18 protein-coding genes and 1 pseudogene are annotated in these 24,106 nt (G+C 68.7%); 8 read left to right on the top strand and 11 right to left on the bottom strand.

Annotation, left to right across the window (positions count from 1 at the left end; translation table 11 throughout):
• Positions 1-84: 84 nt before the first annotated feature.
• The 3 genes from ABE487_RS07150 to ABE487_RS07140 are packed head-to-tail and all read left to right on the top strand — an operon-like array spanning position 85 to position 2,620.
• Positions 85-954 (top strand): CheR family methyltransferase, encoded by an 870-nt coding sequence (locus ABE487_RS07150; RefSeq protein WP_346444853.1) that lies wholly within the window; start codon positions 85-87, stop codon positions 952-954.
• Between the two features lie 2 nt (positions 955-956).
• Positions 957-1,544: a chemoreceptor glutamine deamidase CheD gene (gene cheD / locus ABE487_RS07145; RefSeq protein ID WP_346452348.1), complete on the top strand. Its 588-nt coding sequence runs from the start codon at positions 957-959 to the stop codon at positions 1,542-1,544.
• Complete coding sequence (locus tag ABE487_RS07140) at positions 1,541-2,620, top strand: chemotaxis response regulator protein-glutamate methylesterase (protein ID WP_346449189.1); 1,080 nt, start codon at positions 1,541-1,543, stop codon at positions 2,618-2,620. The genes cheD and ABE487_RS07140 overlap by 4 nt, the downstream gene beginning before the upstream one ends.
• A 104-nt stretch (positions 2,621-2,724) precedes the next feature.
• Here ABE487_RS07140 and ABE487_RS07135 read toward each other — a convergent pair whose 3' ends face one another.
• From ABE487_RS07135 to ABE487_RS07120, 4 genes and pseudogenes are all read right to left on the bottom strand, one after another.
• Positions 2,725-3,693 carry a DUF1684 domain-containing protein gene (locus ABE487_RS07135; protein ID WP_346452345.1) on the bottom strand — a complete coding sequence of 323 codons (969 nt, stop codon included), beginning with the start codon at positions 3,691-3,693 and terminating at the stop codon, positions 2,725-2,727.
• A gap of 5 nt (positions 3,694-3,698) precedes the next feature.
• Positions 3,699-6,692, bottom strand: coding sequence for a TonB-dependent receptor plug domain-containing protein (locus ABE487_RS07130; RefSeq protein WP_346452344.1), 2,994 nt, complete (start codon positions 6,690-6,692; stop codon positions 3,699-3,701).
• 130 nt (positions 6,693-6,822) lie between these two features.
• Positions 6,823-8,001, bottom strand: coding sequence for an OsmC family protein (locus ABE487_RS07125; protein ID WP_346452343.1), 1,179 nt, complete (start codon positions 7,999-8,001; stop codon positions 6,823-6,825).
• A gap of 211 nt (positions 8,002-8,212) precedes the next feature.
• Positions 8,213-10,246, bottom strand: a pseudogene (locus tag ABE487_RS07120) (bifunctional aconitate hydratase 2/2-methylisocitrate dehydratase); the annotation flags it as partial.
• A gap of 11 nt (positions 10,247-10,257) precedes the next feature.
• Between ABE487_RS07120 and ABE487_RS07115 the strand changes: the two are divergent.
• Positions 10,258-10,644: a hypothetical protein gene (locus ABE487_RS07115; RefSeq protein WP_346452874.1), complete on the top strand. Its 387-nt coding sequence runs from the start codon at positions 10,258-10,260 to the stop codon at positions 10,642-10,644.
• A 328-nt stretch (positions 10,645-10,972) separates the two neighbouring features.
• Here the strand turns inward: ABE487_RS07115 and ABE487_RS07110 are convergent, their stop codons facing one another.
• From ABE487_RS07110 to ABE487_RS07080, 7 genes are all read right to left on the bottom strand, one after another.
• Positions 10,973-11,374 (bottom strand): type II toxin-antitoxin system VapC family toxin, encoded by a 402-nt coding sequence (locus ABE487_RS07110; protein ID WP_346452341.1) that lies wholly within the window; start codon positions 11,372-11,374, stop codon positions 10,973-10,975.
• Positions 11,371-11,625, bottom strand: coding sequence for an AbrB/MazE/SpoVT family DNA-binding domain-containing protein (locus ABE487_RS07105; protein ID WP_346449180.1), 255 nt, complete (start codon positions 11,623-11,625; stop codon positions 11,371-11,373). Before ABE487_RS07105 ends, ABE487_RS07110 begins: the two co-directional genes overlap by 4 nt.
• A 147-nt stretch (positions 11,626-11,772) precedes the next feature.
• Positions 11,773-13,209 (bottom strand): porin, encoded by a 1,437-nt coding sequence (locus ABE487_RS07100; protein WP_346452340.1) that lies wholly within the window; start codon positions 13,207-13,209, stop codon positions 11,773-11,775.
• 216 nt (positions 13,210-13,425) lie between these two features.
• A complete protein-coding gene (locus ABE487_RS07095; RefSeq protein ID WP_346444869.1) occupies positions 13,426-14,202 on the bottom strand; it encodes an ABC transporter permease in 777 nt (258 codons plus the stop codon).
• Positions 14,186-14,977: an ABC transporter ATP-binding protein gene (locus ABE487_RS07090; RefSeq protein ID WP_346444925.1), complete on the bottom strand. Its 792-nt coding sequence runs from the start codon at positions 14,975-14,977 to the stop codon at positions 14,186-14,188. Before ABE487_RS07090 ends, ABE487_RS07095 begins: the two co-directional genes overlap by 17 nt.
• A 56-nt stretch (positions 14,978-15,033) precedes the next feature.
• On the bottom strand, positions 15,034-16,059 hold the full coding sequence (locus tag ABE487_RS07085) for an ABC transporter substrate-binding protein (protein WP_346444871.1): 1,026 nt from the start codon (positions 16,057-16,059) through the stop codon (positions 15,034-15,036).
• Positions 16,060-16,114: 55 nt separating this feature from the next.
• Complete coding sequence (locus ABE487_RS07080; RefSeq protein ID WP_346444873.1) at positions 16,115-17,224, bottom strand: 4-oxalomesaconate tautomerase; 1,110 nt, start codon at positions 17,222-17,224, stop codon at positions 16,115-16,117.
• A 108-nt stretch (positions 17,225-17,332) separates the two neighbouring features.
• Here ABE487_RS07080 and ABE487_RS07075 point away from each other — a divergent pair, with 108 nt between their 5' ends.
• The 4 genes from ABE487_RS07075 (at position 17,333) to ABE487_RS07060 (ending at position 24,103) form a co-directional block, all read left to right on the top strand.
• Positions 17,333-18,250 carry a LysR family transcriptional regulator gene (locus tag ABE487_RS07075; protein ID WP_346444874.1) on the top strand — a complete coding sequence of 306 codons (918 nt, stop codon included), beginning with the start codon at positions 17,333-17,335 and terminating at the stop codon, positions 18,248-18,250.
• 149 nt (positions 18,251-18,399) lie between these two features.
• Positions 18,400-21,159: an aconitate hydratase AcnA gene (gene acnA, locus ABE487_RS07070; RefSeq protein WP_346452339.1), complete on the top strand. Its 2,760-nt coding sequence runs from the start codon at positions 18,400-18,402 to the stop codon at positions 21,157-21,159.
• 178 nt (positions 21,160-21,337) lie between these two features.
• Positions 21,338-23,017 carry a long-chain fatty acid--CoA ligase gene (locus tag ABE487_RS07065; protein WP_346449168.1) on the top strand — a complete coding sequence of 560 codons (1,680 nt, stop codon included), beginning with the start codon at positions 21,338-21,340 and terminating at the stop codon, positions 23,015-23,017.
• Between the two features lie 168 nt (positions 23,018-23,185).
• Positions 23,186-24,103: a crotonase/enoyl-CoA hydratase family protein gene (locus ABE487_RS07060; RefSeq protein ID WP_346449166.1), complete on the top strand. Its 918-nt coding sequence runs from the start codon at positions 23,186-23,188 to the stop codon at positions 24,101-24,103.
• Positions 24,104-24,106 lie beyond the last annotated feature (3 nt).

Below are 24,106 nucleotides of genomic sequence, written 5' to 3'. Positions count from 1 at the left end.
TCGTGCGTGGTGGCACCGATCGCGATCAACTTCGTCGGCGCTGCGCCGATAACCCCATCGAGTCTTTCTGACGCGCCAGTCGCCATGAGTGCCGCTTCCCTGCCCCATCCTCCAGGCGATGCACGCCAGTTCGTGTTCGCCGACCGCGATTTCCGCCGCGTGTGCCAGCTGATCCACGACCGTGCGGGGATCGCGCTGGTCGCCAGCAAGCGCGACATGGTCTACGGCCGACTGTCGCGGCGGCTGCGTGCGCTCGGACTCGACGACTTCGGCGATTACCTGGCGCTGCTGGAAGGCGATCCCGACGGCGAGGAATGGCAGGCGTTCACCAACGCGCTGACCACCAATCTGACCGCGTTCTTCCGCGAACCGCATCATTTCGAGACCCTGGGCACCCAACTGCAACGGGCCGGATCGGGCCGCAAGCCGCTGGTGCTGTGGTCGTGCGCGGCCTCGACCGGCGAAGAGCCGTACTCGATGGCCATCACCGCCTGCGAGGCCTTCGACACGCTGCAGCCGCCGGTGCGCATTGTGGCGACCGATATCGACACCCAGGTCCTGGCGACCGCGCGCCAGGGCGTCTATCCGATCGAACGCGTCGCCGCGCTCGACGCGGACCTGCGGCGCCGCTTCTTCCAGCGCGGCACCGGGCCCAACGCCGGCAAGTGCCGGGTGCATCCGGCACTGCAGGCGCTGATCGAGTTCCGCCCGCTGAACCTGCTGGCCGGCCGCTACGATGTCGGCGGCCCGTTCGATGCGATCTTCTGCCGCAATGTGATGATCTACTTCGACAAGCCGACCCAGCGCGCCATCCTGTCGCGGCTGGTCACGCATATGGACGCCGAGAGCCTGCTCTACACCGGGCATTCGGAGAACTACCTGCACGCCGCCGACCTGATCCAGCCCTGCGGCCGCACGCTGTACCGGCGCCACTTCGCGGCAACCGCCCCGTGAGCATGCCGCCCAGCGATGCGGTGATGCGCTACCGGGACCCGCAGTTCCAGGTGCCGGCGGCCAAGCTGCTGCCCACCCAATACCTGGTGGTGGACGACGGCACGGCGCTGGTCACCGTGCTCGGCTCGTGCGTGGCCGCGTGCATCCGCGACCCGCTGCTGCACCTGGGCGGCATGAACCACTTCCTGCTGCCCGATGGTGGCAATGGTGACGGGGCGCCGGCGCGCTACGGCAGCTATGCGATGGAAGTGCTGATCAACGAGCTGCTCAAGCGCGGCGCCAGCCGCCGTCGCCTCGAGGCCAAGGTGTTCGGCGGCGCCAACGTGCTCAAGGGCTTCACCAACAACCCGGTGGGCACCCGCAACGCCGAGTTCGTGCGCGGCTACCTGGACGCGGAGCACATCCCGGTCGTGGCCGAGGACCTGCAGGGCATCCATCCGCGCAAGGTGTGGTTCTTCCCGCAGACCGGCAAGGTGATGGTCTACCGCCTGCCGCACGCGCACGGCGCCAAAGTGGCGGCCACCGAATCGGCCGTCCGTGCCCGCCTGGCGCGCGCGCCGGTCGCCGGCGATGTGGAGCTGTTCGAATGACGCCGGTCCGCGTGCTCATCGTCGACGACTCGGCGGTCGTGCGCCAGTTGCTGACCGAGGTGCTGTCGTCCGATCCGCAGATCGAAGTCGTGGGCAGCGCGGCCGACCCGCTGCTGGCTCGCGAGAAGATCAAGCGCCTGCATCCCGATGTGCTGACGCTCGATGTCGAGATGCCGCGCATGGACGGCCTGGTGTTCCTCGACAACCTGATGCGCTTGCGCCCGATGCCGGTGGTGATGGTGTCCTCGCTGACCGAACGCGGCGCCGACATCACCTTGCAGGCGCTGGCACTGGGCGCGGTGGACTTCGTCGCCAAGCCGCGGCTCAACGTTGCTCACGGGCTGGAGGCCTACGCCCAGGAGATCACCGCGAAGGTCAAGGCGGCTGCGCGTGCCCAGGTCCGCACCGCGCCGCGTCCGGTATCGCGTGCGGCGGTCGGTCCCGCCGCACCGGCCGAGCCCACCGCCACGCCGGTCGCGCTGCGCTACCGCACGACCGACCGACTGATCGCGATCGGCGCGTCCGCTGGCGGCACCGAGGCGATCCGGGTCGTGCTCGAGGCGATGCCGCCCGATGCGCCGGCGATCGTGCTGACCCAGCACATTCCTGCCAGCTTCAGTGCGCCATTCGCCGAGCGCCTGGACCGCCATTGCGCAATGCTGGTGCGCGAGGCACGCGACGGTGAGACGATCCTGCCCGGGCATGTCTACCTGCCGCCGGGCGACCACCACCTGCGGGTGCTGCGCGATGGCGCCCGCTGGCGCTGCCGGCTCGACCCCGGCCCGCCGGTCAACCGACACCGGCCGGCGGTCGACGTGCTGTTCCGCTCGGTCGCGCAGGCCGCGGGCGCCAATGCGGTTGCGGCGATCCTCACCGGCATGGGCGATGATGGCGCCCGCGGGCTGCTCGAACTGCGTGAAGCCGGTGCTGCGACGCTGGTGCAGGACGAAGCCAGCAGCGTCGTCTGGGGCATGCCGGGCGCTGCCTGGAAGCTGGGCGCCGCGCAGGAATGCCTGCCCCTGGACCGCATCGCCCAGCGCCTGCTCGCATTGACCCGGCACGAGACGGTCGACTGACACCGCCGGCACCGCAGCGCTCGCCCTGCGGGCATGACGCCCGGCCCCACGCCGCAATGCGCCCAAGATCGCTGCGCGCCCTCCGGCGCGGGATCAACGCCGGCTCAATGCGGCGCGCCGGCATAGGCCTTTTCGCCGGCCAGCACCGCCAGCCGGACCATCTGGCCGTCGGCATCGCGCTGCGCGAGGCGATTGCCCGGCGGCGGCAAGGGACAGGTGGCGTAGGCGGTGTACGCGCACGGCGGGTTGTAGGCGCGGTTGAAGTCGACGACGACGGTCGCATCGTCGGCGACGGGGCCGGTCTGCAGAAAGCGGCCGACCGCGTAGGTGTCCCGCCCACTGGTCCGATCCTGGAAGTTGAGGCTCAGGCCCTGCTGTGGATCGCCCAGCGCCTCCAGCCGCCAACGGTGTCCATCCTTGTCGAATTCCACATAGCCCGGATTGGGCGTGTCGTGGATGTCGCCGATGATGTTGGCGATCGGCAGGGTCGTGCCCGGCGGGTGGGCGACGAACCGGGCCTGCATCCGCCAGGCCGGATCGGGCTCGAAGAAGTCGAGGCCTGCAAACTGCAGGCGCGCCGGCGCATCGGCGTGCCGCACCCGCAGGCCGAGCCGATCGCCGCGGCGGATCAGCGAGATCCGGCCCTTGCCCTCGTCGTATCCCAGCTGGGTCCCGCCGTCCCGGCCTTCGGGCTGCAGCGCCACCTCGCCCTGCAGGGGGCGGCCATCGACGGTGACCACCGCGTCCTGGTCAGCGGTGAAGTAGATGCTATCGGCCCGCCGTTCCAATTCGCCCAGGTGCGGCGGAGCGATGGCCAGGCGGATGTCGTCCTGCGCGCCGCCGCCGACACGCTGTCTGTCGGCTTCGACCCAATGCAGGCCGATGAGGCTCGTCCAGCCATCGGGCTTGTTCAACGCATCGGCGCGCTCGCGCACCCACGCCGCATGCGCCTGGCGAAACTCGGGCGCGGTGTCCACCGAGGCGGTCGGCGCCATGCCAGGATCGTCCGGGCGGTCGCAGGCGACGAGCGCCGGGAGCAGCAGGGCCGCGAGTGCGAGCGGACGCGTTCTCATGGTGGTCACCAGGTCCTTGAAATGCCCAGATGCAGATAGCGGCCGTAGGATTCGTGCAGGGCCGTCAGATAGTGGCCGGCGGCGTTCAGCGGCGGCGACGTGTCGAACAGATTGCGTGCGCCCACGTCCACCGTCGTGCCGGCGAGCGGCCCGCGGGTGAAGGCATGCGCCACCGACAAAGCCCAGCGCTGGGTGGACGGTACGACGAACGGGCTGCGATCGGCATACGCACCGGCGGTCACGCTGCCGATGTAGTCGTCGCGCAGCCGCACCGTCCAGCCGGCGCGCTGCCACAGCAGCGTCGCGCTGCCGCGCCATTCCGGCTTCGCGCCGTTGATGCCCACTTCGTTGGCCGCGCCCAGGTTCGCGGCGACGATGTCGAGCGCGCCGCTGTCGATGGCCTCGGCCACCTGCTGCACTTCGATTGGCTTGTGCTGGGTGTAGGCCTTGAGGCGGCTGACGTCGAGCAGCAACGCGAAGTCGCCCCACGCCGTCTCGCGCAACCGCCAGGCCAGGCGGTAGTCCACCCCGGACGCGGTCAGCGGTTGCCGGTTGCGATAGGTGTCGTACACATGGGTCACGACACCGGCCGGCGCGATGCCCGAGCCCTCGAACAGCGCGATGTCCTCGGCGGTCACCGGGGCGCGGACCACGTTCGGGTTGCTGCGGCCCTCGACGACGCGCAGATACGCGTCGTAGAGCACCTCCTCGCCCATGGTGCCGATCGGATTCTCGACTTCGATCCGCCAGGCGTCCACGCTCAGACGCAGATGGCCCAGCCCCTGCCGCAGGAACCGCGGCTCGAACACTGCGCCCCACGACGATTGCCGGGTCGTCTCCGGTGCGACATCGTCGCCGTAGGCCGTGACGGCGCTGACCGACGGCTTGACCTGCGATCCGTTGCTGTAGGCGTTCAGGCAGGCGGTGTAGCCGGGATGCGCGCCCTTGACCACCAGCGCGTGGCAACGCACGGCGTCGTTGTTGAAGCCGAAACCGTAGGTCGGCGGCGCGTTCACCAGTTCCAGGCCGGGGGCGCGGAAGCCGCCGCTGATCGAGCCGCGCAGCAGCAGGCTGTCGTTGACGCCCCACGCCGCGGCGATCTTCGGTTTGGCCACATCGCCGGCATCGCTGTAGTCCTCGTAACGCGCCGCGATCTGCAGGTCCAGCGAGCGCACGAGCGGGACATCATGGACCGGTGCGACCAGCGGCACCGCCAGTTCGATCAGCGCCGACGTCACATTGCGGCTGCCGCGCACGTCGGGCCGGGGACTGTGGGTGAAGAAGTTGCTCTGGGCAACGGTCCCGGTATACCAGTCCACGTAGGGCGTGGTCCCATCGATGTTCCGGTCGCGATCGTCGAAGCGACTTTCGTAGCGGTACTCCACACCCGCCGCCAGGCCGATGTCGCCGGCATACCAGGACAGCAGGTCGGGCCGGTCGAGTTTGAAGTCCCACAACGCCAATTCGGCCGTTCCCTCGCGGGTCGCCTCGCCGATGAACGCGGCGGTGTCGGAGGGCGTGGCATCCCCGACCCGGATGCTGGCCGGGTCGCCACCGCTGAACGGGTTGTAGGCGCTGGCATCGGTGCGGTTCACCGCGTCGATAAAGGCATCGGTGAACCCGCCCTGCTGTCGATCGGTGCTGCGCGCCCGGGAATACAGCAGCGCGGTTTCCCAGTTCCAGCCCGAATCGGTCCAGCCGCGCAGGCCGAGCAGCGCTCGCGATTGCGAGTTGTCGACCCGGACCCGGCGGATGCCCGAATCGGCGAACTGGTAGTTGAGCAGCCGGATCGCGTCCGCCCCCCGCAGGGCGTCGGGCACCCAGTAGGCATCGGGCCGGATGTGCAGCACGAAGCCGTCGCCGCCGAACCCCGCCTCGCTGCTGACCCAGGATTGCGATTGCGCGCGGTAGTAGCCGAGTTCGCCGAACAGCTGACGGCGGTCATCCAGGTCGAACCGCGCCGTGGCGAAGACGTTGCCCTTGTCGATCGCAGGCGCGGTCGTGATGCCCGGCTCGGCGCCGGCGTCGTAGTGGTAGCGGGTCGGCACCTGACCCGGCGCCAGGGCGCCGGTGGCCGGGTCGATGTGCCAGCTGCCGGTCCGCCGCCCATCGACGTAGGTGTCGAAATGGCCCCAAGGCGTGCGGGTGGTGAAGCCGGTGGTGCCGTCGGGATCGGGGACGCGCGTGCCGTCGGCCAGCACGCGGCGGCCGTCGGTCGCGGTGAACCAGGCGTCTGAATTGTGCTGCGCGGTGCGGGTGGACACCCCATAGAGCACCGATACATTGCCGCGGCCGCCGGCGAAATCGCGGCCGATGTAGCCCTCGAGCGACACGTCCTCGCGGTGGCCGTCCTGGACCGCGCCGTAGCGCAGCGTGATGCCGCCGCCGTCCTCCAGGTTGGTCGGCGTGATCAGGTCGGTGACGCCGGCGATCGCATCGGCGCCATAGATGGACGCCGCCCCGTCGAGCAGCAGATCGATGCGCTCCAGGCCGAAGGTCGGGATCGCATTGGCGTTGTAGGTGGTGTTGTCCCCGCTGTTGCTGATCGGATGCTGCACGGTGCGGCGGCCGTTGATCAGCAGCAAGGTGTACTTGGCGCCGAGGTTGCGCAGATTGATGGCCCCTACGTCGCCACGCGCGACATTGGAATTGCGCCCGGCGTTGGTGGTGCCCTTCTCGGTCACGGCGACGTCGCCGAACTGCGGGAGGCTGCGGAACAGTTCGTTGCCGTTGGTCGCGCCCGTGGCCTGGATCTGGGCCCGGTCCACCGTCGCCACCGGCAGCGCCGCGGCGGCGCCGCCACCGACGATCCGCGAGCCGAGCACCGAGACCTTGTCGAGCAAGCGCGCAGTAGGTGCGGACGCCGCGTCGTCGGCCTGCACGCTCGTCGACAGCAGCACGCACAACGCCAGTGCCAGGCGGCCGCGCGTCGGCGCGGGCACGCGCGCGCCGCGGGCGGCGGCTGTCGGGACAGGATGGGCGCGGGCGCAACGGTGCATCGGGGACCCCGTGGTTCGATGGAAGGACGACGCCGCTCGGCGGATCACACACGCTCATGCGTGCGCGATCCGGGCGCGTCGAATGCTCTGGTTCTGATGGCGCGCGGCGCACGCCGCTCGGGAACGCTAGCTAGCGCGGCGTGTGCACGAACGCGCCGCGCACGATGCGGCCGTCCAGCGTCTGCGCATCCTTGACCAGGTTGTAGAGCGGACAGGTCGCCTCGACCGCCTGGCGCAGGGCGTCGATGTCCTGCGCGGATGCAGGCGATGCGATGGTCGCGGTGTAGCGGAGGTTGCGAAACCGCGCCGGCGTGCTGACGTTCGCACCGAAACGCGGCCCGAGCTCGCCGTCCACGGTCAGTTCCAGGGTGTCGAGCAGCACATTGCGGGTGGCGGCCTGCACTTCGAAGATGTGCGTCAGGCAGGTCGCGGTCACGCCCAGCAGGTGTTCCTCCACGGTCGGCGCAAGCCCGTACCCCAGCAGGTCCGGCGCGCTGTCGTGCAGTTGCTGGTGGTCGCCGTCCTCGCCCAGGAACACCCGGCGCAGGCCGGTATGCGGCTCGACGTGCGCACGTGCGACCAGGGCGCGCGGCGGCGCGGTGCGGTCCGCCTGGGCACGCTTGCCCAGCACGGCGGGCCGCTTCTCTTCGGTGATGAAATCGCGCAGGCCGGGCGGCAGCCCGGCTTCGCGCTGCGCCGGCGAGCGCGTGTAGCGCACCTCGGCATGGCCGACCTGCTGCGGGCGGGTCACCAGGTCGATCGCCGCCGACTGCGCATGGACGGCCTGGCGGAGCGATTCGAGCTGCGCGGCGTCGGCCGGCGAGTCGATGTAGGCCACGTAGGACAGGTTGTTCGGATAGGCCAGAGTCTCGCTCTTGCGCTCGGGCACGCTCGTGAACACCACGTCCAGCGCATCGATCGGAACGTTCTGCGCCGCGGCCTGCACGATGTACTCATCGGCCACCGCACTGGCCAGCGTGCCGACCAGGGAATCCCAGGATCCCGCGCCCAGGTCGTAGCCGGCATAGTCGCGACCGCTGTCGCTGATGGACTGATACTCACCGGTCGGCCCCAGGCGCAGGCGGCGGACGCCCGACCGGCTCTCGGCGACGACCTTGCCATGCAGCGCGGTGGGCGCGGCGTCCTGCGCCTGCAGGGCCTGGATCGCCGCACGCTTGGCGCTCAGGTACGCGCGCAGCGGCGAGCCGCTCGCATCACTTGCCCAGGCGCGCGGCGCCGCCGCCAGCAGCACGATGCACAGGCCCGCGGCGACGGCCCAGGACGGAGAGACGAGACGCGCGATGGACATGGGCAAGCGTTCCTGCGGCAACGAAGTGGCTTGCACTCTTTCACGATGCTGCGCCGCACGAAAACAACGATTCGGCATGTCCTGAGTCCGGCCTGCGATTGACCGCGACCGCGCTGCTGCGCCGCGGCGCCCAGGGGATGGCGCGCGCATGAAAAAACGCCGCGCCCGTGTACACGGGCGCGGCGCTGGAGGAACGGGCCGAGGTTGGGAATCAGGCGGCGGTCTTGCGGCCGGCGTCGACGTACTCGGTGATCCGGTCGAAGTTCATGTACCGGTAGATCTCGGTGGCCGACGCGTCCAGCACACCGACCTCGGCCATGTACTCGGCACGGGTCGGGATCCGGCCCAGGCGCGAGCAGATCGCCGCCAGCTCCGCCGAGCCCAGATACACGTTCGAGTTGCGGCCCAGGCGGTTGGGGAAGTTGCGGGTCGAGGTCGAGAACACGGTTGCGCCCTCGCGCACCTGCGCCTGGTTGCCCATGCACAGCGAGCAGCCCGGCATCTCCATGCGCGCACCCGCCGCGCCGAAGGTGCCGTAGTGGCCTTCCTTGGTCAGCTCGGCGGCGTCCATCTTGGTCGGCGGCGCCACCCACAGCTTGGTCGGGATATCGCGCTTGCCTTCCAGCAGCTTCGACGCCGCGCGGAAGTGGCCGATGTTGGTCATGCACGAACCGATGAACACCTCGTCGATCTCGACCCCGGCGACCTCCGACAGGAACTTCACGTCGTCCGGATCGTTCGGGCAGGCCAGGATCGGCTCTTGGATATCGGCCAGGTCGATCTCGATGACCGCTGCGTACTCGGCATCGTCGTCGCCCTTGAGCAGTTGCGGGTCGGCCAGCCACGCCTCCATCTTCTCGATGCGGCGCTGGATCGAACGCGGATCCTGGTAGCCCTCGCTGATCATCCAGCGCAGCAACGCGATGTTGCTGTTGATGTACTCGATGATCGGTTCCTTGTTGAGGTGCACCGTGCACCCGGCGGCCGACCGCTCGGCGGACGCGTCCGACAGCTCGAACGCCTGCTCGACCTTGAGATCGGGCAGGCCTTCGATCTCGAGAATGCGACCGGAGAAAATGTTCTTCTTGCCCTGCTTGGCCACCGTCAGCAGTCCGGCCTTGATCGCGTAGAGCGGAATCGCATTGACCAGGTCGCGCAGCGTCACGCCCGGCTGCATCGCGCCCTTGAAGCGCACCAGCACCGACTCGGGCATGTCCAGCGGCATCACGCCGGTGGCCGCGGCGAACGCGACCAGGCCGCTGCCGGCCGGGAACGAGATGCCGACCGGGAAGCGCGTGTGCGAGTCACCACCGGTACCGACGGTATCGGGCAGCAGCATGCGGTTGAGCCAGCTGTGGATCACGCCGTCGCCGGGACGCAGCGAGATGCCGCCGCGGGTGGAGATGAACTCCGGCAGCGTGTGATGGGTCTTGACGTCGACCGGCTTCGGGTATGCCGCGGTGTGGCAGAACGACTGCATCACCAGGTCGGCCGAGAAGCCCAGGCACGCCAGGTCCTTGAGCTCGTCGCGGGTCATCGGACCGGTGGTGTCCTGCGAGCCGACCGAGGTCATCTTCGGTTCGCAGTACGTGCCCGGACGCACGCCCTGCCCTTCGGGCAGGCCGATCGCGCGGCCGACCATCTTCTGCGCCAACGAAAAGCCCTTGCCGTTGTCGGCCGGCTGCTGCGGCAGACGGAACAGATCGGTCGGGGCTAAGCCCAGCGATTCGCGCGCCTTCGCGGTCAGCCCGCGGCCGACGATCAGCGGAATGCGGCCGCCGGCGCGCACCTCGTCGAACAGCACCTGGGACTTGACCTCGAACTCGGCGATCGTCTCGCCGTTCTTCAGCGCACGGCCCTCGTAGGGGCGCAGCTCGATCACATCCCCCATCTCCATCTGCGAGACGTCGAGCTCGATCGGCAGCGCACCGGCGTCTTCCATGGTGTTGTAGAAGATCGGCGCGATCTTCGCGCCCAGGCACACGCCGCCGGCGCGCTTGTTGGGGATATAGGGGATGTCGTCGCCGGTCCACCACAGCACGCTGTTGGTCGCCGACTTGCGCGAGGACCCGGTGCCGACCACGTCGCCCACGTAGGCGACCAGGTGGCCCTTGTGCTTGAGGTCGGCAATGACCTGGATCGGACCGCGCTTGCCGTCTTCTTCCGGCACGAACGGCGCGTCGTCGCGCTTGTTCTTGAGCATCGCCAGCGCGTGCATCGGGATGTCGGGACGCGTGGTCGCGTCGGAGGTCGGCAATGACCTGGATCGGACCGCGCTTGCCGTCTTCTTCCGGCACGAACGGCGCGTCGTCGCGCTTGTTCTTGAGCATCGCCAGCGCGTGCATCGGGATGTCGGGACGCGTGGTCGCGTCGGGGGCCGGCGACAGGTCGTCGGTGTTGGTCTCGCCCGGCACCTTGAACACCGTCAGCGTCATCGACGCCGGCACTTCGGGCCGGCTGGTGAACCACTCGGCCTCGGCCCAGCTGCGCAGCACGGCCTGGGCGTTGGCGTTGCCGGCCTTGGCCTTCTCCTCGACATCGTGGAAGGCATCGAACACCAGCAACGTGTGCTTGAGGCCATCGGCAGCGATCGTGCCAACGGTGTCGTCGTCGAGCAGTTCGACCAGTGGATGCACGTTGTAGCCGCCGAGCATGGTGCCCAAGAGCTCGGTCGCGCGTGCGCGGTCGATCAGCGGGTTGTGCTCGGTGCCCAGCGCAATTGCGGCCAGGTACGAAGCCTTGACCTTGGCGGCATCGTCGACGCCGGCCGGCACGCGGTGCGTGAGCAGGTCCAACAGGAACTCGGCCTCGCCGGCCGGCGGGTCCTTGAGCAGCTCGATGACCTCGGCGGTCTGCTGCGCATTGAGCGGCAGCGGCGGGATGCCCAGCGCTTCGCGCTCGGCAACGTGGTGGCGGTAGGCTTCCAACATGCGGGCAACTCCAGAGTCTTGCGGTACCGGGATAACCGGTCTCAGGCCGACGGTACGATCAGCTTGAGACCCTTGAAATACGTGCGGAAAAACGCGTCATCGCGCGTGATCAGGCCATTGCATTGCAGCAGTGCGTGCGCCCCGACCAGGAAGTCGCGCGCCGCGCGGCCGCTCGTGTCGCCGCGCTGCCAGGAACGACGCTGCATCTCGCCGGCACGCAGCGCCGACTTGGCCTCGATCGCCGAGAAGCGCACACCCATGTCCTCGAGCACGGCCATGGTCTCGGCGCCGTCGCGCAACGCGCCGCAGATTTCGGCCAGCGCCACGTCGCAGACCACCACTGGACCGGCGCTCAGGTACTGGCGCAGACAGGCCTCAGCCGCATCGGCATGCGGGCCGTCGGCCAGCAGGTCCACCAGCACCGGGGCGTCGACGGCGATCACGGCGTGGCGTCTCCATCGGCGGTGTCGGCGTCCTGGCCGCGGACCGCACGCATCGCCGCATCGGTGTCGCCGAAGCCTTCGAGCTTGAAGCGGCCGCGCGCGCGCGACACGGCATCGTCGACGCTCTTGCGCAGCACGATCCGGCTGCCTTCCAGCTCGACCTTCAGGATCGTGCCCTTGCTCAGGCCCAGCGCATCGCGCACCGGCTTGGGCAAGGTGATCTGGCCGCGCTCGGCGACAGTGGCTTCCATGGCGGGCCTCCTGGAAAGTATGCGCGAATTATACATACCTGACTGCGCATACTCCAGCGATGCCCGGCCCGGGCGCATGCATCGCCCCAACGCAAACGGGCCGGGTGCACACGCCCCCGGCCCGTTCGGCATCTTGCGGGGGACGCCTCAGAACGCCAGCTGGAAGCGGGCGTTGAGCGTCGTGCCGCGGTCCTGGCCCTGGTACTCGCCGCTGCGGTTGTCGGTCTCCCAGCGGATCGCGTCGAGCATGACCCGGCTGAAATCGTTGAGGTACCAATTCACGCCGACCGTCAGCGCGTCGCCGGTGCCGCCGGCCGGCAACTCGCGGTAGTCGACGTTCTCGTAGCGCGCCTTGAGCTCCCACGCGCCCGGCCCACCGGCGGTCACCGGCTGTGCGACCTTGACGCGGCTCCAGGTGCCGGTGCGGGCCGCGAACGCCGGGCTGGCGCCCGACAGGAACCAGCCGGCCGACAGCGCCCAGGCCTCGTGCGCCACGTCGAAGCGCCCCGCCCCACCGAATCCCGCGACCTCGCGCCGTCCCCACTCGCCGTACCCCCAGAACGGCCCGCGCACCCCGAGCAGTTCCAGCCCGTAGCCTTGCCCGTGATCGGCGCCGGCCAATGCGCCGGGCGCGATCTTGACCAGATCGTTGAGATGCCCGGCGATCGCCGAGCTGCGGAACACCCCACTGCTGCCCGGCGCGATGTCCTCGTAGAACCCCCACGCTCCCAGATGCAGCAGCCCGCCCGTCCCCTTCACCGGATTCCAGTGCGCGCGGCCAGCCAGCGTCATCGAGTCGTTGCTGTTGCCGACGTTGTTGAGGTCGTTGCCGGCGATCGACAGGCTTGCGTGCCAGTCCTCGCCGTAGACGCGCTCGGTCAATCCCACACCGAACAGCCCGCGTTGCGGCACGATCTGCGTGCCGACGACGTTGCGGTCCGGGAACGGGGTATTGCCGGTGCCGCTGGCGCCGTCGATGCCGCGGTCGTTGAGGCGGTTGCCGACCGTCAGCTCGGCCTGCCGACCGAACAGCGTATGGCCGATGGTCACGTACGCCGACTTCCAGGCCACGCTGTTGTCGGCGAAGTCGCCCTCGACCGCATAACCGAGCGCACCGTAGCTGCCCTCAAAGCCCATGCGGACCGACCGGATCTCGGTGCCGGTGATGTTGCGGGCATCGAAACCGGAGCCGTGTGTGCTGGAGGTGTCGACGAACACCCGACCGCGCGGCCGGAACGTGATCTGGCCGTCGGCGCTGGCGAACTGCGGCGCGCCCTTCGACCAGCTCACCGCCGGCGCCTTGGCCTGCGCGGCTTCGATCTTCGCCACGCGTTCGGCCAGCACGGCCTCGGTGTCGGACGTGGCCCTGACGTCGACCGCGGGCGGCGCGGCGGCCACGCCGGACGCGGGGCCCGCTTCCAACGCGGACAAACGCGCCTCGAGCCGGCGGATCTGCTCGGCCTGCTGGCGGACGAGATCCTCCAGCGCGGCCGGCGCCGTCTGCGCGGACGCGGCCGAGGTGGCGAGCAGCAGGCCGACGGCCGTGGCCAGCAGCGTGGGACGGGGGCGGAACATGGAAGGCATCGGGCGATCTCCGGGCGCGGCGGGCCAGACGGCGACCGGACGGCGAGTGCCGACCGGCGCCGGCGGACGGCCGCAGGCGGGCCTGCCGCGACGGCGGCAGACAGGACGGATGGGAAGAGGCGCCGGTGCCGCGAACGCGGCGACCGGCGCGGCGCACCCGGACGTGGGGAACGGGTGTCGATGGGCCGCCCGGCGCGTCGCGCCAGGCGGCGAGGCTCAGCTGGTGGCTTCGCGCGAGGCGTTCGGACGCCAGGTGATCAGGCGGTTCTCGGCGACGTCGAGCACCGCGTCGATGATCAGCACGAACGCGGCCAGCAGAATGATGCCCGCGAACACACCGACGGCATTGAAGTTGCCCTCGGCCTGCGCGATCAGGTAGCCCAGGCCGGCCGACGCGCCGAGATACTCGCCGATGATCGCACCGACCACCGCAAAGCCCACCGAAGTGCGCAACGACGACAGGATCCAGCTCGCCGCGGCCGGGAAGTACACATGACGCAGCAGCGCGCCACGGCTGGCGCCCAGGATCCGGGCATTGGCCAGCACCACCGGGTTGACCTCGCGCACGCCCTGCATTGCGTTGAAGAACGTGATGAAGAACACCAGCGTGACCGCGAGTGCGACCTTCGACCACAGCCCCAGGCCCAGCCACAGCACGAAGATCGGCGCCAGCACCACGCGGGGGATGGCGTTGAAACCCTTGATGAACGGGTCGAGGATCCGCGCTGCACGCCGGCTCAGGCCCAGCCACACGCCGCCGGCGACACCGAGGGCGGTGCCGATGATGTAGCCCAGCGCAGTCTCGGTCAGGGTGATGTAGACATGGGTGTAGAAGCTGGTATCGGCCAGCCAGGTGAACATCTGCCGCGCAATGTCGAACGGCGCGGGAAAAAAGAACGGGTCGATGACCTTCGCCGACACGCCGGCCTGCCAGCCGCCGAAGACGACGACGACGAGCATCACCTGGATCAAACGGTCAGTCTTGGCGTGCATAGCTCTTCTCCACTTCGCCGCGCAGGCAGGCCCAGATATCGCGGTACAGGTCGGTGAAACGCTGGTCGAGCTTGATCTCGGCCACGTTGCGCGGTCGCTCCAGTTGCACCGGAAAACTCTCGACCACGCGGCTCGACGGGCCCGAGGACAGCACCACCACACGGTCGCCCAGCGCGATCGCCTCTTCCAGGTCGTGGGTGATCAGCATCACCGCGCGCCGGTCCTCCTGCCACAGCCGCAGCAGCTCGTTCTGCATCAGATGCCGGGTGTGGATGTCGAGCGCGGAGAACGGCTCGTCCATCAGGATGACCTTCGGCTCGACGATCAGCGCCTGCGCCATCTGCACGCGCTTGCGCTGGCCGCCCGAGAGCTGATGCGGGTAGCGGTGCTCGAATCCCGACAGACCGACCTTGGCCAGCCAGGCGCGGGCCTTGTGCTCGCGCTCGTCCTGGGCCACGCCGCGAAAACGCAAGCCCAGCTCGACGTTCTGCAGCGCGGTCTTCCAGGGCAGCAGGGCGTCCTGCTGGAACAGGTAGCCCACGCTCTCCTGCACACCGCGCACCGGCTTGCCATCGATGTGGATGGTGCCCGCCGACGGTGTCAGCAGGCCGGCGACCGCGTTGAGGATCGTGCTCTTGCCGCAGCCGGTCGGGCCAACGATGGCGAGAAACTCGCCGTCGGCGACCTGCACGTCGACATCGCGCACGGCGGTGAACTCGCCGAAGGACATGGTGATGTTGTCGATCGCCACGGTCGGGCGGCTCTGGATCGGCATCGGATCGACTTCCCGCAGTCGGGCAACACTGGCGACAGCCATGGAACCTCCTGGCGTTACTGGGCCGGATCCGCGAGAGCGCGGTCGACGAAGGCGTTGGTGTAGGTCTTTTCGAGATCGATGTCGGCATTGGCGACATCGGTGTTGAACTCGCGCAGCACCGTCAGCGGCGTCTGCAGATCCTCGGGATTGAAACGACCGTCGCGGGTGAAGATCGCACGCGCGGCCTCGACCGCCTTGGCGTAGATCTCGCGGTCGCCCGACACGTACTTGTCAGGCAGTGCGGCGACGATCTCTTCGGCCGAATGGTCGGCGATGAACGCCAGCGCCTTCTGCTGCGCGCGGACGATCTTCTCGGCCACCTCGGGGCGCTTGTCGAGGAACGCCTGGTCGGCATACATCACCGATGTGGGGTAGATGCCGCCGTAGACCGCGCGGGCGCCCGCGTCGCTGCGCGCGTCGAGGATGATCTTGCCCACGCCCCGTTCGGCGATCAGCGTCGCCGCCGGATCGTAGTTGACCAGCAGGTCCACCTTGCCCTGGTCGAGCGCGGCGACCGCGGCGGCGCCCGAGCCGACGCCGATGATCGAGATGTCGTCGACCGGGATGCCGTGCTGGGCCAGGAAGTGCCGGACGAAGAAGTCCGACGACGACCCGGGCGCAGTGATCCCCACGTTCATGCCGCGGATCGAAGCCGGATTGGCCGGATCGAACGTGCTGTCCGGACGGCCCGCCAGCACCAGCCCGGAGTTGCGCGACAGCAGCACGAAACCGACCACGTTCTTGTGCTTGGCCTGCATCTGGATCGTGTGGTCGTAGAAGCCCACCGCGACATCGGTGGACCCGGCGACCAGCGCCTGCAGGACCTTGGATCCGCCCTGGGCGAAGTTCTCGGTGCGTACGTCCAGCCCGACCTCATCGAAATAGCCATTGGCGTCGGCGATGAAGAACGGCAGGTTGTTGAGGTTGTAGGAGCCGACGCTGATGCGGACGGACTCGGTGCCCTCGCCGCCGCGGCCGGTACAGCCGGCCAGGCAGACGAGCGCCGCCGCGCATGCGGCGAGAATGAAACGCTTGTACATCGATCCCTCCCAGGATGGTGATGGTGCGGTCCGGGCGGCGCCCGGCAGGTTCAGGTCATGCAGCCGAACTCCATGGCGCAACAGCGTCCTTCCGCGGGTCCGCACTGGCGAACACGCGGCCTTCGAACAGGCGTCGTGCCGTCCTGACGACACTGGCGACGATCGGGGCATCCGTGCCGGGTCTGTGCAGCGCCACGTCCAGCCGGCCGCTGGGATGTTCGAGCGCAACGTCGGCGGGCAGCGCCAGCGGGCCGGCCATGCGTTGTGCCAGGGTGCCCGGCGTCACGCACGCCGTCGAGATCCCGACCGCGCCGGTGATCGCAAGCGCGCTGTGGCACTGGTGCGGCATGAAGTACCGCACCTGGAGCGTGCCCCCGGCGCGCGGCGGCAGCAGCAGGACCGGCTTGGGGATCACCCGGTCGGCGGCATCGGCGATGCCCATCCGGCGCCCCGCTTCGATCCGGATCCGCTCCAGGCGCGCCAGCATCGCGGTGTCGGCGTTGAGTGCGGACACGCTCTCCTCACCGGTCACGCCAAGCGCCGATCCGGCCAGCATCACCATCGGCATGGCGCAGTCGATGCAGCTCACCTCGACACCATCGATCCATTCGCTGGCCTCGCCGGTGGGCAGCAGTTTGCCAGTCCGCGCGCCGGCCGCATCGAGGAACGCCAGCGAGATCGGCGCCGCGGTGCCCGGTGCGCCGGCGATCGCGGTGTCGCCGCGGTAACTAACCCGGCCATGGGGCGTCTGCACCGTCGCCAGCACCACCTTGCCGGTGTTGACGTTGTGGATACGCACCAGCGTCTGGGGATCGGAGGCGGCGACCATGCCCGATTCGATCGCGAACGGACCGACCGCGGCCAGCATGTTGCCGCAGTTGGGCGTGGTGTCGACCACCATCTGGTCCGGCCGGACCTGCGCGAACAGGTAGTCGATGTCCGCATCGGCGCGACTGGCCGGGCCGACGATCGCGACCTTGCTGCTCAGCGCGTTGCCGCCGCCGATACCATCGATCTGCAGCGGATGCCCGGCGCCCATCAGGTCCAGCAGCAGCCGGTCGCGCTGGGCCGGATCGCCCGGCAGGTCGGAGGCCAGGAAGAACGGCCCCTTGGAGGTACCACCCCGCATCAGGACGCACGGCAGGCTGTAGAGATCGTTGGACATGGGTCGGCCAGATTGATATCTATATCGAATCAATAATTCGATTCGTTCCGATCTTGTCATGGGCCGAATTGATCTGTGAATTGCTTTCTTTTGGAAGATTGATCCGATATGAGCATCAATTGCGAAATCCTCGACCTGCGCGCCTTCCTGCTCGTGGCCGATACCCGCAGCTTCCATCGCGCCGCCGAGGCGCTCCACGTCTCGCAGCCGGCGCTGAGCCGGCGCATCCAGAAGCTCGAGCATGCCGTCGGCGCACCGCTGCTCGAGCGCACCACGCGCAGCGTGGCCCCGACCGCAGTCGGGCAGAACCTGCTGCCGCTGGTGCGCCGGATGATCGAAGAGTTCGACGGCTCGCTGTTCTCCTCGCGCGGCGTCGACGACGGCCGCGGCAGCCAGGTCACGATCGCCTGCCTGCCGACCGCCGCGTTCTACTTCCTGCCCAGCGTCATCGCCCGCTTCCACGAGGACCACCCCAACGTCCGCTTCCGGATCCTCGACATTCCCGCCACCGAGGGCCTGCAGGCGGTCGAGCGCGGCGAGGTCGAGTTCGGGGTGAACTTCATGGGCGCGTCCGACCCGGAACTGGAATTCGACGTGCTGGTCGAGGATCCCTTCGTACTCGCCTGCCGCCGCGACCATCCGCTGGCGAAGAAGCGCCGCGTGAGTTGGCACGATATCGCCCACCACCCGCTGATCACCGTGCATCGCACCAGCGGCAATCGCACGCTGCTCGATGGCGCGCTCGCGCGTGAGAACCTCAAGTTGAGCTGGTTCTACGAAGTGACCCACCTGTCCACCTCTCTGGGTTTGGTGGAAGCCGGTGTCGGGATCTCGGTCCTGCCACGAATGGCCACGCCGCAGGAGGAACACTCCATCCTGGTGACCCGCGAGATCGCGCCCCCCGTGGTGTCACGTACGATCGGTATCGTGCGGCGGCGCGGCGCGATGCTGTCGCCGGCGGCCGAACGGTTCCTGCAGATGCTCAAGAGCACCTGGCAGGACCCGGCCACGGCCCCGCGGCGATGACACGCCCGCCACGCCGTGCGGTCTAGACTGACCGGATCGACACGGTGACGTTCCATCAAAGGCACCGGCCCCGGCGCCGAACCGCACGTCAGCACGCCACGACCAGCCCGGCTGGGTCACCGCCAGCAACCGCGACAGGAGCCTTCCGCATGACCGATTCCTTTTCCACGCGCGCCGATCTCGACGTCGGCGGCCGGCGCTACGCCTATGCCAGCCTCCCGGCGCTGGCGGCGAAGTTCGACATTGCCCGCCTGCCCTATTCGATGAAGATCCTGCTCGAGAACCTGTTGCGCCACGAGGACGGCGAGACGGTGACCGCGCGGCATATCGAAGCGGTCGCGAACTGGCAGGCCAAGGCCGAGCCCGACACCGAGATCGCCTTCATGCCCGCGCGCGTGGTGCTGCAGGACTTCACCGGCGTGCCGTGCGTGGTCGACCTGGCGGCGATGCGCGATGCAGTCGTGCGTCTGGGCGGGCGCCCCGAACAGATCAACCCGCTGATCCCGTCCGAACTGGTCATCGACCACTCGGTGCAGGTCGACGTGTTCGGCCGGCCCGACGCGCTCGATCTCAATGGCAAGATCGAGTTCGAGCGCAACAAGGAGCGCTACGGGTTCCTGCGCTGGGGCCAGAAGGCGTTCGACAACTTCAAGGTCGTGCCGCCCAACACCGGCATCGTCCACCAGGTCAACCTCGAGCACCTGGCCCGCGTGGTCATGACCGCCGAGCGCGAGGACGGCACCCTGTGGGCCTACCCCGATACCGTGTTCGGCACCGACTCGCACACCACGATGATCAACGGCATCGGCGTGCTGGGCTGGGGCGTGGGCGGCATCGAGGCCGAGGCCGCGATGCTCGGCCAGCCCTCGTCGATGCTGATTCCGCAGGTCGTGGGCTTCAAGCTGACCGGCCGGCTGCCCGAGGGTGCGACCGCGACCGACCTGGTGTTGACCGTCACCCAGATGCTGCGCAAGCACGGCGTGGTCGGCAAGTTCGTCGAGTTCTTCGGCGACGGGCTGCAGCATCTGCCGCTGGCCGACCGCGCCACGATCGGCAACATGGCGCCCGAGTACGGCGCGACCTGCGGCATCTTCCCGATCGACGCCGAATCGCTGAGCTACCTGCGGCTGTCGGGCCGCAGCGAAGCGCAGATCGCCCTGGTCGAGGCCTACGCCAAGGCGCAGCAGCTCTGGCACGAGCCGGGCGCGCCCGAAGCCGAGTACAGCAGCGTGCTGACGCTGGACATGGGCGACGTGCGGCCGTCGCTCGCCGGCCCCAAGCGTCCGCAGGACCGTGTGCTGCTGGAGGATGTGCAGCAGAACTTCGCCGACAACGTCGGTGCGCTGACCGCGCGCCGCGATGCCGCCAACGACGCGCAGATCGACCGCTTCGAGAAGGAAGGCGGCGGCCAGCCACAGGCCGAGCGCCTGGCCGCCCGGCCGGTCTCGAAAATCACCCTCGACGACGGCGAGCACGAGCTCACCGACGGCTCGGTGGTCATCGCCGCGATCACCTCCTGCACCAACACCTCCAACCCGGCGGTGATGCTCGGTGCCGGCCTGCTCGCGCGCAATGCGGCGGCCAAGGGCCTGAAGGCGGCCCCGTGGGTCAAGACCTCGTTGGGCCCCGGCTCGCTGGTGGTCACCGACTACCTCGAAAAGGCCGGCTTGATGGACGACCTGCAGACGCTCGGCTTCTACGTCGTCGGCTACGGCTGCACGACCTGCATCGGCAACTCGGGCCCGCTGCCCGATGCGGTGTCCAAGGGTATCGCCGAGAACGACCTCGCAGTCGCGGCGGTGCTGTCGGGCAACCGCAACTTCGAGGGCCGCATTCACGGCGAGGTCAAGATGAACTACCTCGCCTCGCCGCCGCTGGTGGTCGCCTACGCAATCGCCGGCACCGTCGACATCGACCTGGCCCACGATCCGCTGGGCAAGGACCCGGACGGCAATCCGGTCTACCTGCGCGACATCTGGCCGTCGAACAAGGAGATCGGCGATTTCATCGCACGCACGATCGGTCCGGAGATGTTCGCCAAGAACTATGCCGACGTGTTCAAGGGCGACACCCGCTGGAACACCATCGAGTCGCCCGACGGCGAGCTCTATGCCTGGGACGAGGGCTCGACGTACATCAAGAACCCGCCCTACTTCGCGGGCATGACCATGGACGTGGGCAGCATCGACGACATCCACGGCGCGCGCGTGATGGGCCTGTTCGGCGACTCGATCACCACCGACCACATCTCGCCTGCCGGCAACATCAAGAAGGACTCGCCTGCCGGCCGCTTCCTGCAGTCGCGCGGCGTCCAGCCCGCGGACTTCAACAGCTACGGCTCACGCCGCGGCAATGACGACGTGATGGTCCGCGGCACCTTCGCCAACATCCGCATCAAGAACCTGTTCTTCGGTGGCGAGGAAGGCGGCAACACGCTGTACTTCGGCAAGGGCGAGCCGGAGAAGCTGGCGATCTACGACGCGGCGATGAAGTACCGCGCCGACGGCGTCCCGCTGGTGGTGTTCGCCGGCAAGGAGTACGGCACCGGTTCGTCGCGCGACTGGGCGGCCAAGGGCACCAACCTGCTCGGCGTCAAGGCGGTGATCGCCGAAAGCTTCGAGCGCATCCACCGCTCCAACCTCGTCGGCATGGGCGTGCTGCCGTGCCGGTTCCAGGACGGCGAGAATGCGCAGACGCTGGGACTGGACGGCACCGAGACGATCGACATCACCGGCCTCGACGATGGCCGCGCCAAGCGCGCCCAGGTGGTGGCGACCAAGGCCGACGGGCGCGAGGTCCGTTTCCAGGTCCACGTGCTGCTGCTGACCCCGAAGGAAGTGGAGTACTTCCGCCACGGTGGCCTGCTGCACTACGTGCTGCGCCAACTCGCCGCGAAGAAGGCCGCCTGAGTCCGGCCCCGGCCCAAGCCCCGCCCGCCGCAACGCGGCGGGCGTTGCGCGTGCGCCTGCGCGGCGCAGCTGCCGCGCCGCGCCTTGCCTCCCCCAGAAAGCCTGTGCTCCAATCGAACGCGATTGCGCAGGTACGCTCACCGCTTCGAGTGACGGCCTTCATCAGGGAGAAGACCGAATGACCGACCAACGCCCGTGGCTGGCGAACTACCCTGCGGGCATCCCCGCCGAAATCGATCCCAACGAGTACCCCTCCGTTCCGGCGGTCCTCGACGAGGCGATCGCGAAGTACCGCGACAAGCCTGCGTTCTCCAACATGGGCAAGACGCTCACCTACGGCGAACTCGACACCTACAGTCAGCAGTTCGCGGCCTACCTGCTGGGCGAGCTCAAGCTCAAGAAGGGCGACCGTGTCGCGGTCATGATGCCCAACTGCCTGCAGTACCCGATCGCCATCTTCGGCATTCTGCGCGCCGGGCTGACGGTGGTGAATACCAATCCGATGTACACCGCCCGCGAGCTGCGCCACCAGTTGGTCGACTCCGGCGCCGCGGCGATCCTGGTCATGGACAACTTCGGCAAGACGGTCCAGGACGTCATCGCCGATACCCGCATCCAGCAGGTCGTGACCACGGGCCTGGGCGACCTGCTCGGCTTTCCGAAGGGTGCGATCGTCAATCTGGTGGTCAAGCACGTCAAGAAGATGGTGCCCGACTACACCATCCACGGCGCGATCCGCTTCCGCGAGGCCCTCGCCCGCGGCCGCAAGCACACGCTGCCCGAAGTCGCGATCGCGCACGAGGACATCGCGTTTCTGCAGTACACCGGCGGCACGACCGGCGTGGCCAAGGGGGCGATGCTCACCCATCGCAACATGGTCGCCAACATGCAGCAGGCGGCGGCCTGGCTGGGCACCGACGCCAAGCGCGGCGAGGAACTGATCGTCACCGCGTTGCCGCTCTATCACATCTTCGCACTGACCGCGAACTGCCTGGTGTTCATGGAGTTCGGCGGCCACAACCACCTGATCACCAATCCGCGCGACATGCCCGGCTTCGTCAAGGAGCTCAAGGGCATCCGCATGACCGCCATCACCGGCGTCAATACGCTGTTCAACGGCCTGCTCAACACCCCCGGTTTCGACCAGGTCGACTTCTCGCGGCTGCACCTGAGCCTGGGCGGCGGCATGGCCGTCCAGCGCGCGGTGGCCGAGCGCTGGAAGGCCGTGACCGGGACCACGCTGGTGGAAGCCTACGGCCTGACCGAGACCTCGCCGGCAGCCTGTATCAACCCGATGACGCTGGCCGACTACAACGGCTCGATCGGCCTGCCGGTGCCCTCCACCGAGGCCTGCATCAAGGACGAGAACGGCGCGCAGTTGCCGGTCGACGAGGTCGGTGAGCTGTGCATCCGCGGTCCCCAGGTGATGAAAGGCTACTGGCAACGCCCGGACGACACCACCGAGGCCATCGATGGCGAAGGCTGGTTGCACACCGGCGACATGGCGCGGATGGATGCCGGCGGCTACTTCTACATCGTCGACCGCAAGAAGGACATGATTCTGGTCTCGGGGTTCAACGTCTATCCCAACGAGATCGAGGACGTGATCGCGATGATGCCGGGCGTGCTCGAGGTCGCGGCGATCGGTGTGCCCGACGAGCGCTCGGGCGAGGTGGTCAAGGTCGTCATCGTGCGCAAGGACCCCAGCCTCACCGCCGACCAGGTCAAGGCCCACGCCCGCGAGCACCTGACCGGCTACAAGCACCCGCGGATCGTCGAATTCCGCAACGAGCTGCCGAAGACCAACGTGGGCAAGATCCTGCGCCGCGAACTGCGCGAAGCTGCCCCCGAGGCGTGACCGCGATCACACTTTCGACACGATATTCGTCGCAAAGTGTCTGCAAGCCATTGAAGCCATTGCCCTGACGGCCCGATGCGCGCATAGAGCGCGGATCGGGCGATTCAGCATCCACGCGGGTCTGCGCCGGCGCCCGACGGTTCGGACCCCGTTTCAGGGGATTTTTCAATGCAAACCATCGAGTCCATTCGTCGCGAAGGCGCTGCTGCGCCGTCCTTCCTCCGCCAGCACCACGACGCCTCCAACGACGCGCACTGGTGCTTCATGCATGCGCAGCCGGCCAGTCCCCAGCCTGACTACCGGCCCTGCTTCTCGCTCGGCCTGCTGCGCGAACTGCGGCTGTTCGCCCAGGCGAGCATCGAGCAGATCTCCGAGCGCGCCAGGCTCGCCCCGGCGCACCTGTCGCACATCGTTGTGGCCTCCGATGCCCCCGTGTACAACCTCGGCGGCGACCTGCAGTTGTTCGTCGAACTGATCCGACAGCGCGACCGCGCGGCGCTGACCCGCTACGCCCGCCAGTGCGTGGACAATATCCACCTGCTGCAGACCCGGTTGCATCCCAACGCCCACACCATCGCGCTCGTCCAGGGCGATGCGCTGGGCGGCGGCCTGGAGCTCGCCCTGGCCTGCCGCACCATCGTCGCCGAGCGCGGCGTTCAGATGGGCTTTCCGGAGGTGTTGTTCGGCCTGTTCCCGGGCATGGGCGCCTACTCGCTGCTGGTCCAGCGGGTGAGCCCGCAGGTCGCCGAGGCGATGATGCTCGGCGGCACCATGTACAGCAGCGAGGACCTGCACCGGCTCGGCCTGGTCGATGTGCTGGTCGAGCCTGGGGAAGGCGTGCATGCGGTCCACGAGCAGATCCGCAAGCAGCGACGGATCGCCACTGCGCGGCTGGCGTTGCACCGCGTCCGCGACGGCGCCCATCCGATCCCGCTCGCCGAACTGGTCCGCATCACCGACATCTGGGTCGATACCGCTCTGCAACTCGAGGTGCGGCACCTGCGGACGATGGAGCGCCTGGTCCGCGCGCAGCAACGCCTGCAGCCCGCTTCGGCCGAGGTCGAACGCACCGCCGTCGGCGGCTGAGCG

The sequence above is a fragment of the Luteimonas sp. TWI596 genome (assembly GCF_039674105.1).
Classification (GTDB): domain Bacteria; phylum Pseudomonadota; class Gammaproteobacteria; order Xanthomonadales; family Xanthomonadaceae; genus Luteimonas.
This window is presented reverse-complemented; position numbering and strand designations above follow the sequence as displayed.

Bases quoted from the DNA above. Each gene is read 5' to 3' on its own strand.
- ABE487_RS07150 (WP_346444853.1), top strand. From the start codon at position 85: ATGAGTGCCGCTTCCCTGCCCCATCCTCCAGGCGATGCACGCCAGTTC.
- cheD (WP_346452348.1), top strand. From the start codon at position 957: ATGCCGCCCAGCGATGCGGTGATGCGCTACCGGGACCCGCAGTTCCAG.
- ABE487_RS07140 (WP_346449189.1), top strand. From the start codon at position 1,541: ATGACGCCGGTCCGCGTGCTCATCGTCGACGACTCGGCGGTCGTGCGC.
- ABE487_RS07135 (WP_346452345.1), bottom strand. From the start codon at position 3,693: ATGAGAACGCGTCCGCTCGCACTCGCGGCCCTGCTGCTCCCGGCGCTC.
- ABE487_RS07130 (WP_346452344.1), bottom strand. From the start codon at position 6,692: ATGCACCGTTGCGCCCGCGCCCATCCTGTCCCGACAGCCGCCGCCCGC.
- ABE487_RS07125 (WP_346452343.1), bottom strand. From the start codon at position 8,001: ATGTCCATCGCGCGTCTCGTCTCTCCGTCCTGGGCCGTCGCCGCGGGC.
- ABE487_RS07115 (WP_346452874.1), top strand. From the start codon at position 10,258: ATGACCTGGATCGGACCGCGCTTGCCGTCTTCTTCCGGCACGAACGGC.
- ABE487_RS07105 (WP_346449180.1), bottom strand. From the start codon at position 11,625: ATGGAAGCCACTGTCGCCGAGCGCGGCCAGATCACCTTGCCCAAGCCG.
- ABE487_RS07100 (WP_346452340.1), bottom strand. From the start codon at position 13,209: ATGCCTTCCATGTTCCGCCCCCGTCCCACGCTGCTGGCCACGGCCGTC.
- ABE487_RS07095 (WP_346444869.1), bottom strand. From the start codon at position 14,202: ATGCACGCCAAGACTGACCGTTTGATCCAGGTGATGCTCGTCGTCGTC.
- ABE487_RS07090 (WP_346444925.1), bottom strand. From the start codon at position 14,977: ATGCCGATCCAGAGCCGCCCGACCGTGGCGATCGACAACATCACCATG.
- ABE487_RS07085 (WP_346444871.1), bottom strand. From the start codon at position 16,059: ATGTACAAGCGTTTCATTCTCGCCGCATGCGCGGCGGCGCTCGTCTGC.
- ABE487_RS07080 (WP_346444873.1), bottom strand. From the start codon at position 17,224: ATGTCCAACGATCTCTACAGCCTGCCGTGCGTCCTGATGCGGGGTGGT.
- ABE487_RS07075 (WP_346444874.1), top strand. From the start codon at position 17,333: ATGAGCATCAATTGCGAAATCCTCGACCTGCGCGCCTTCCTGCTCGTG.
- acnA (WP_346452339.1), top strand. From the start codon at position 18,400: ATGACCGATTCCTTTTCCACGCGCGCCGATCTCGACGTCGGCGGCCGG.
- ABE487_RS07065 (WP_346449168.1), top strand. From the start codon at position 21,338: ATGACCGACCAACGCCCGTGGCTGGCGAACTACCCTGCGGGCATCCCC.
- ABE487_RS07060 (WP_346449166.1), top strand. From the start codon at position 23,186: ATGCAAACCATCGAGTCCATTCGTCGCGAAGGCGCTGCTGCGCCGTCC.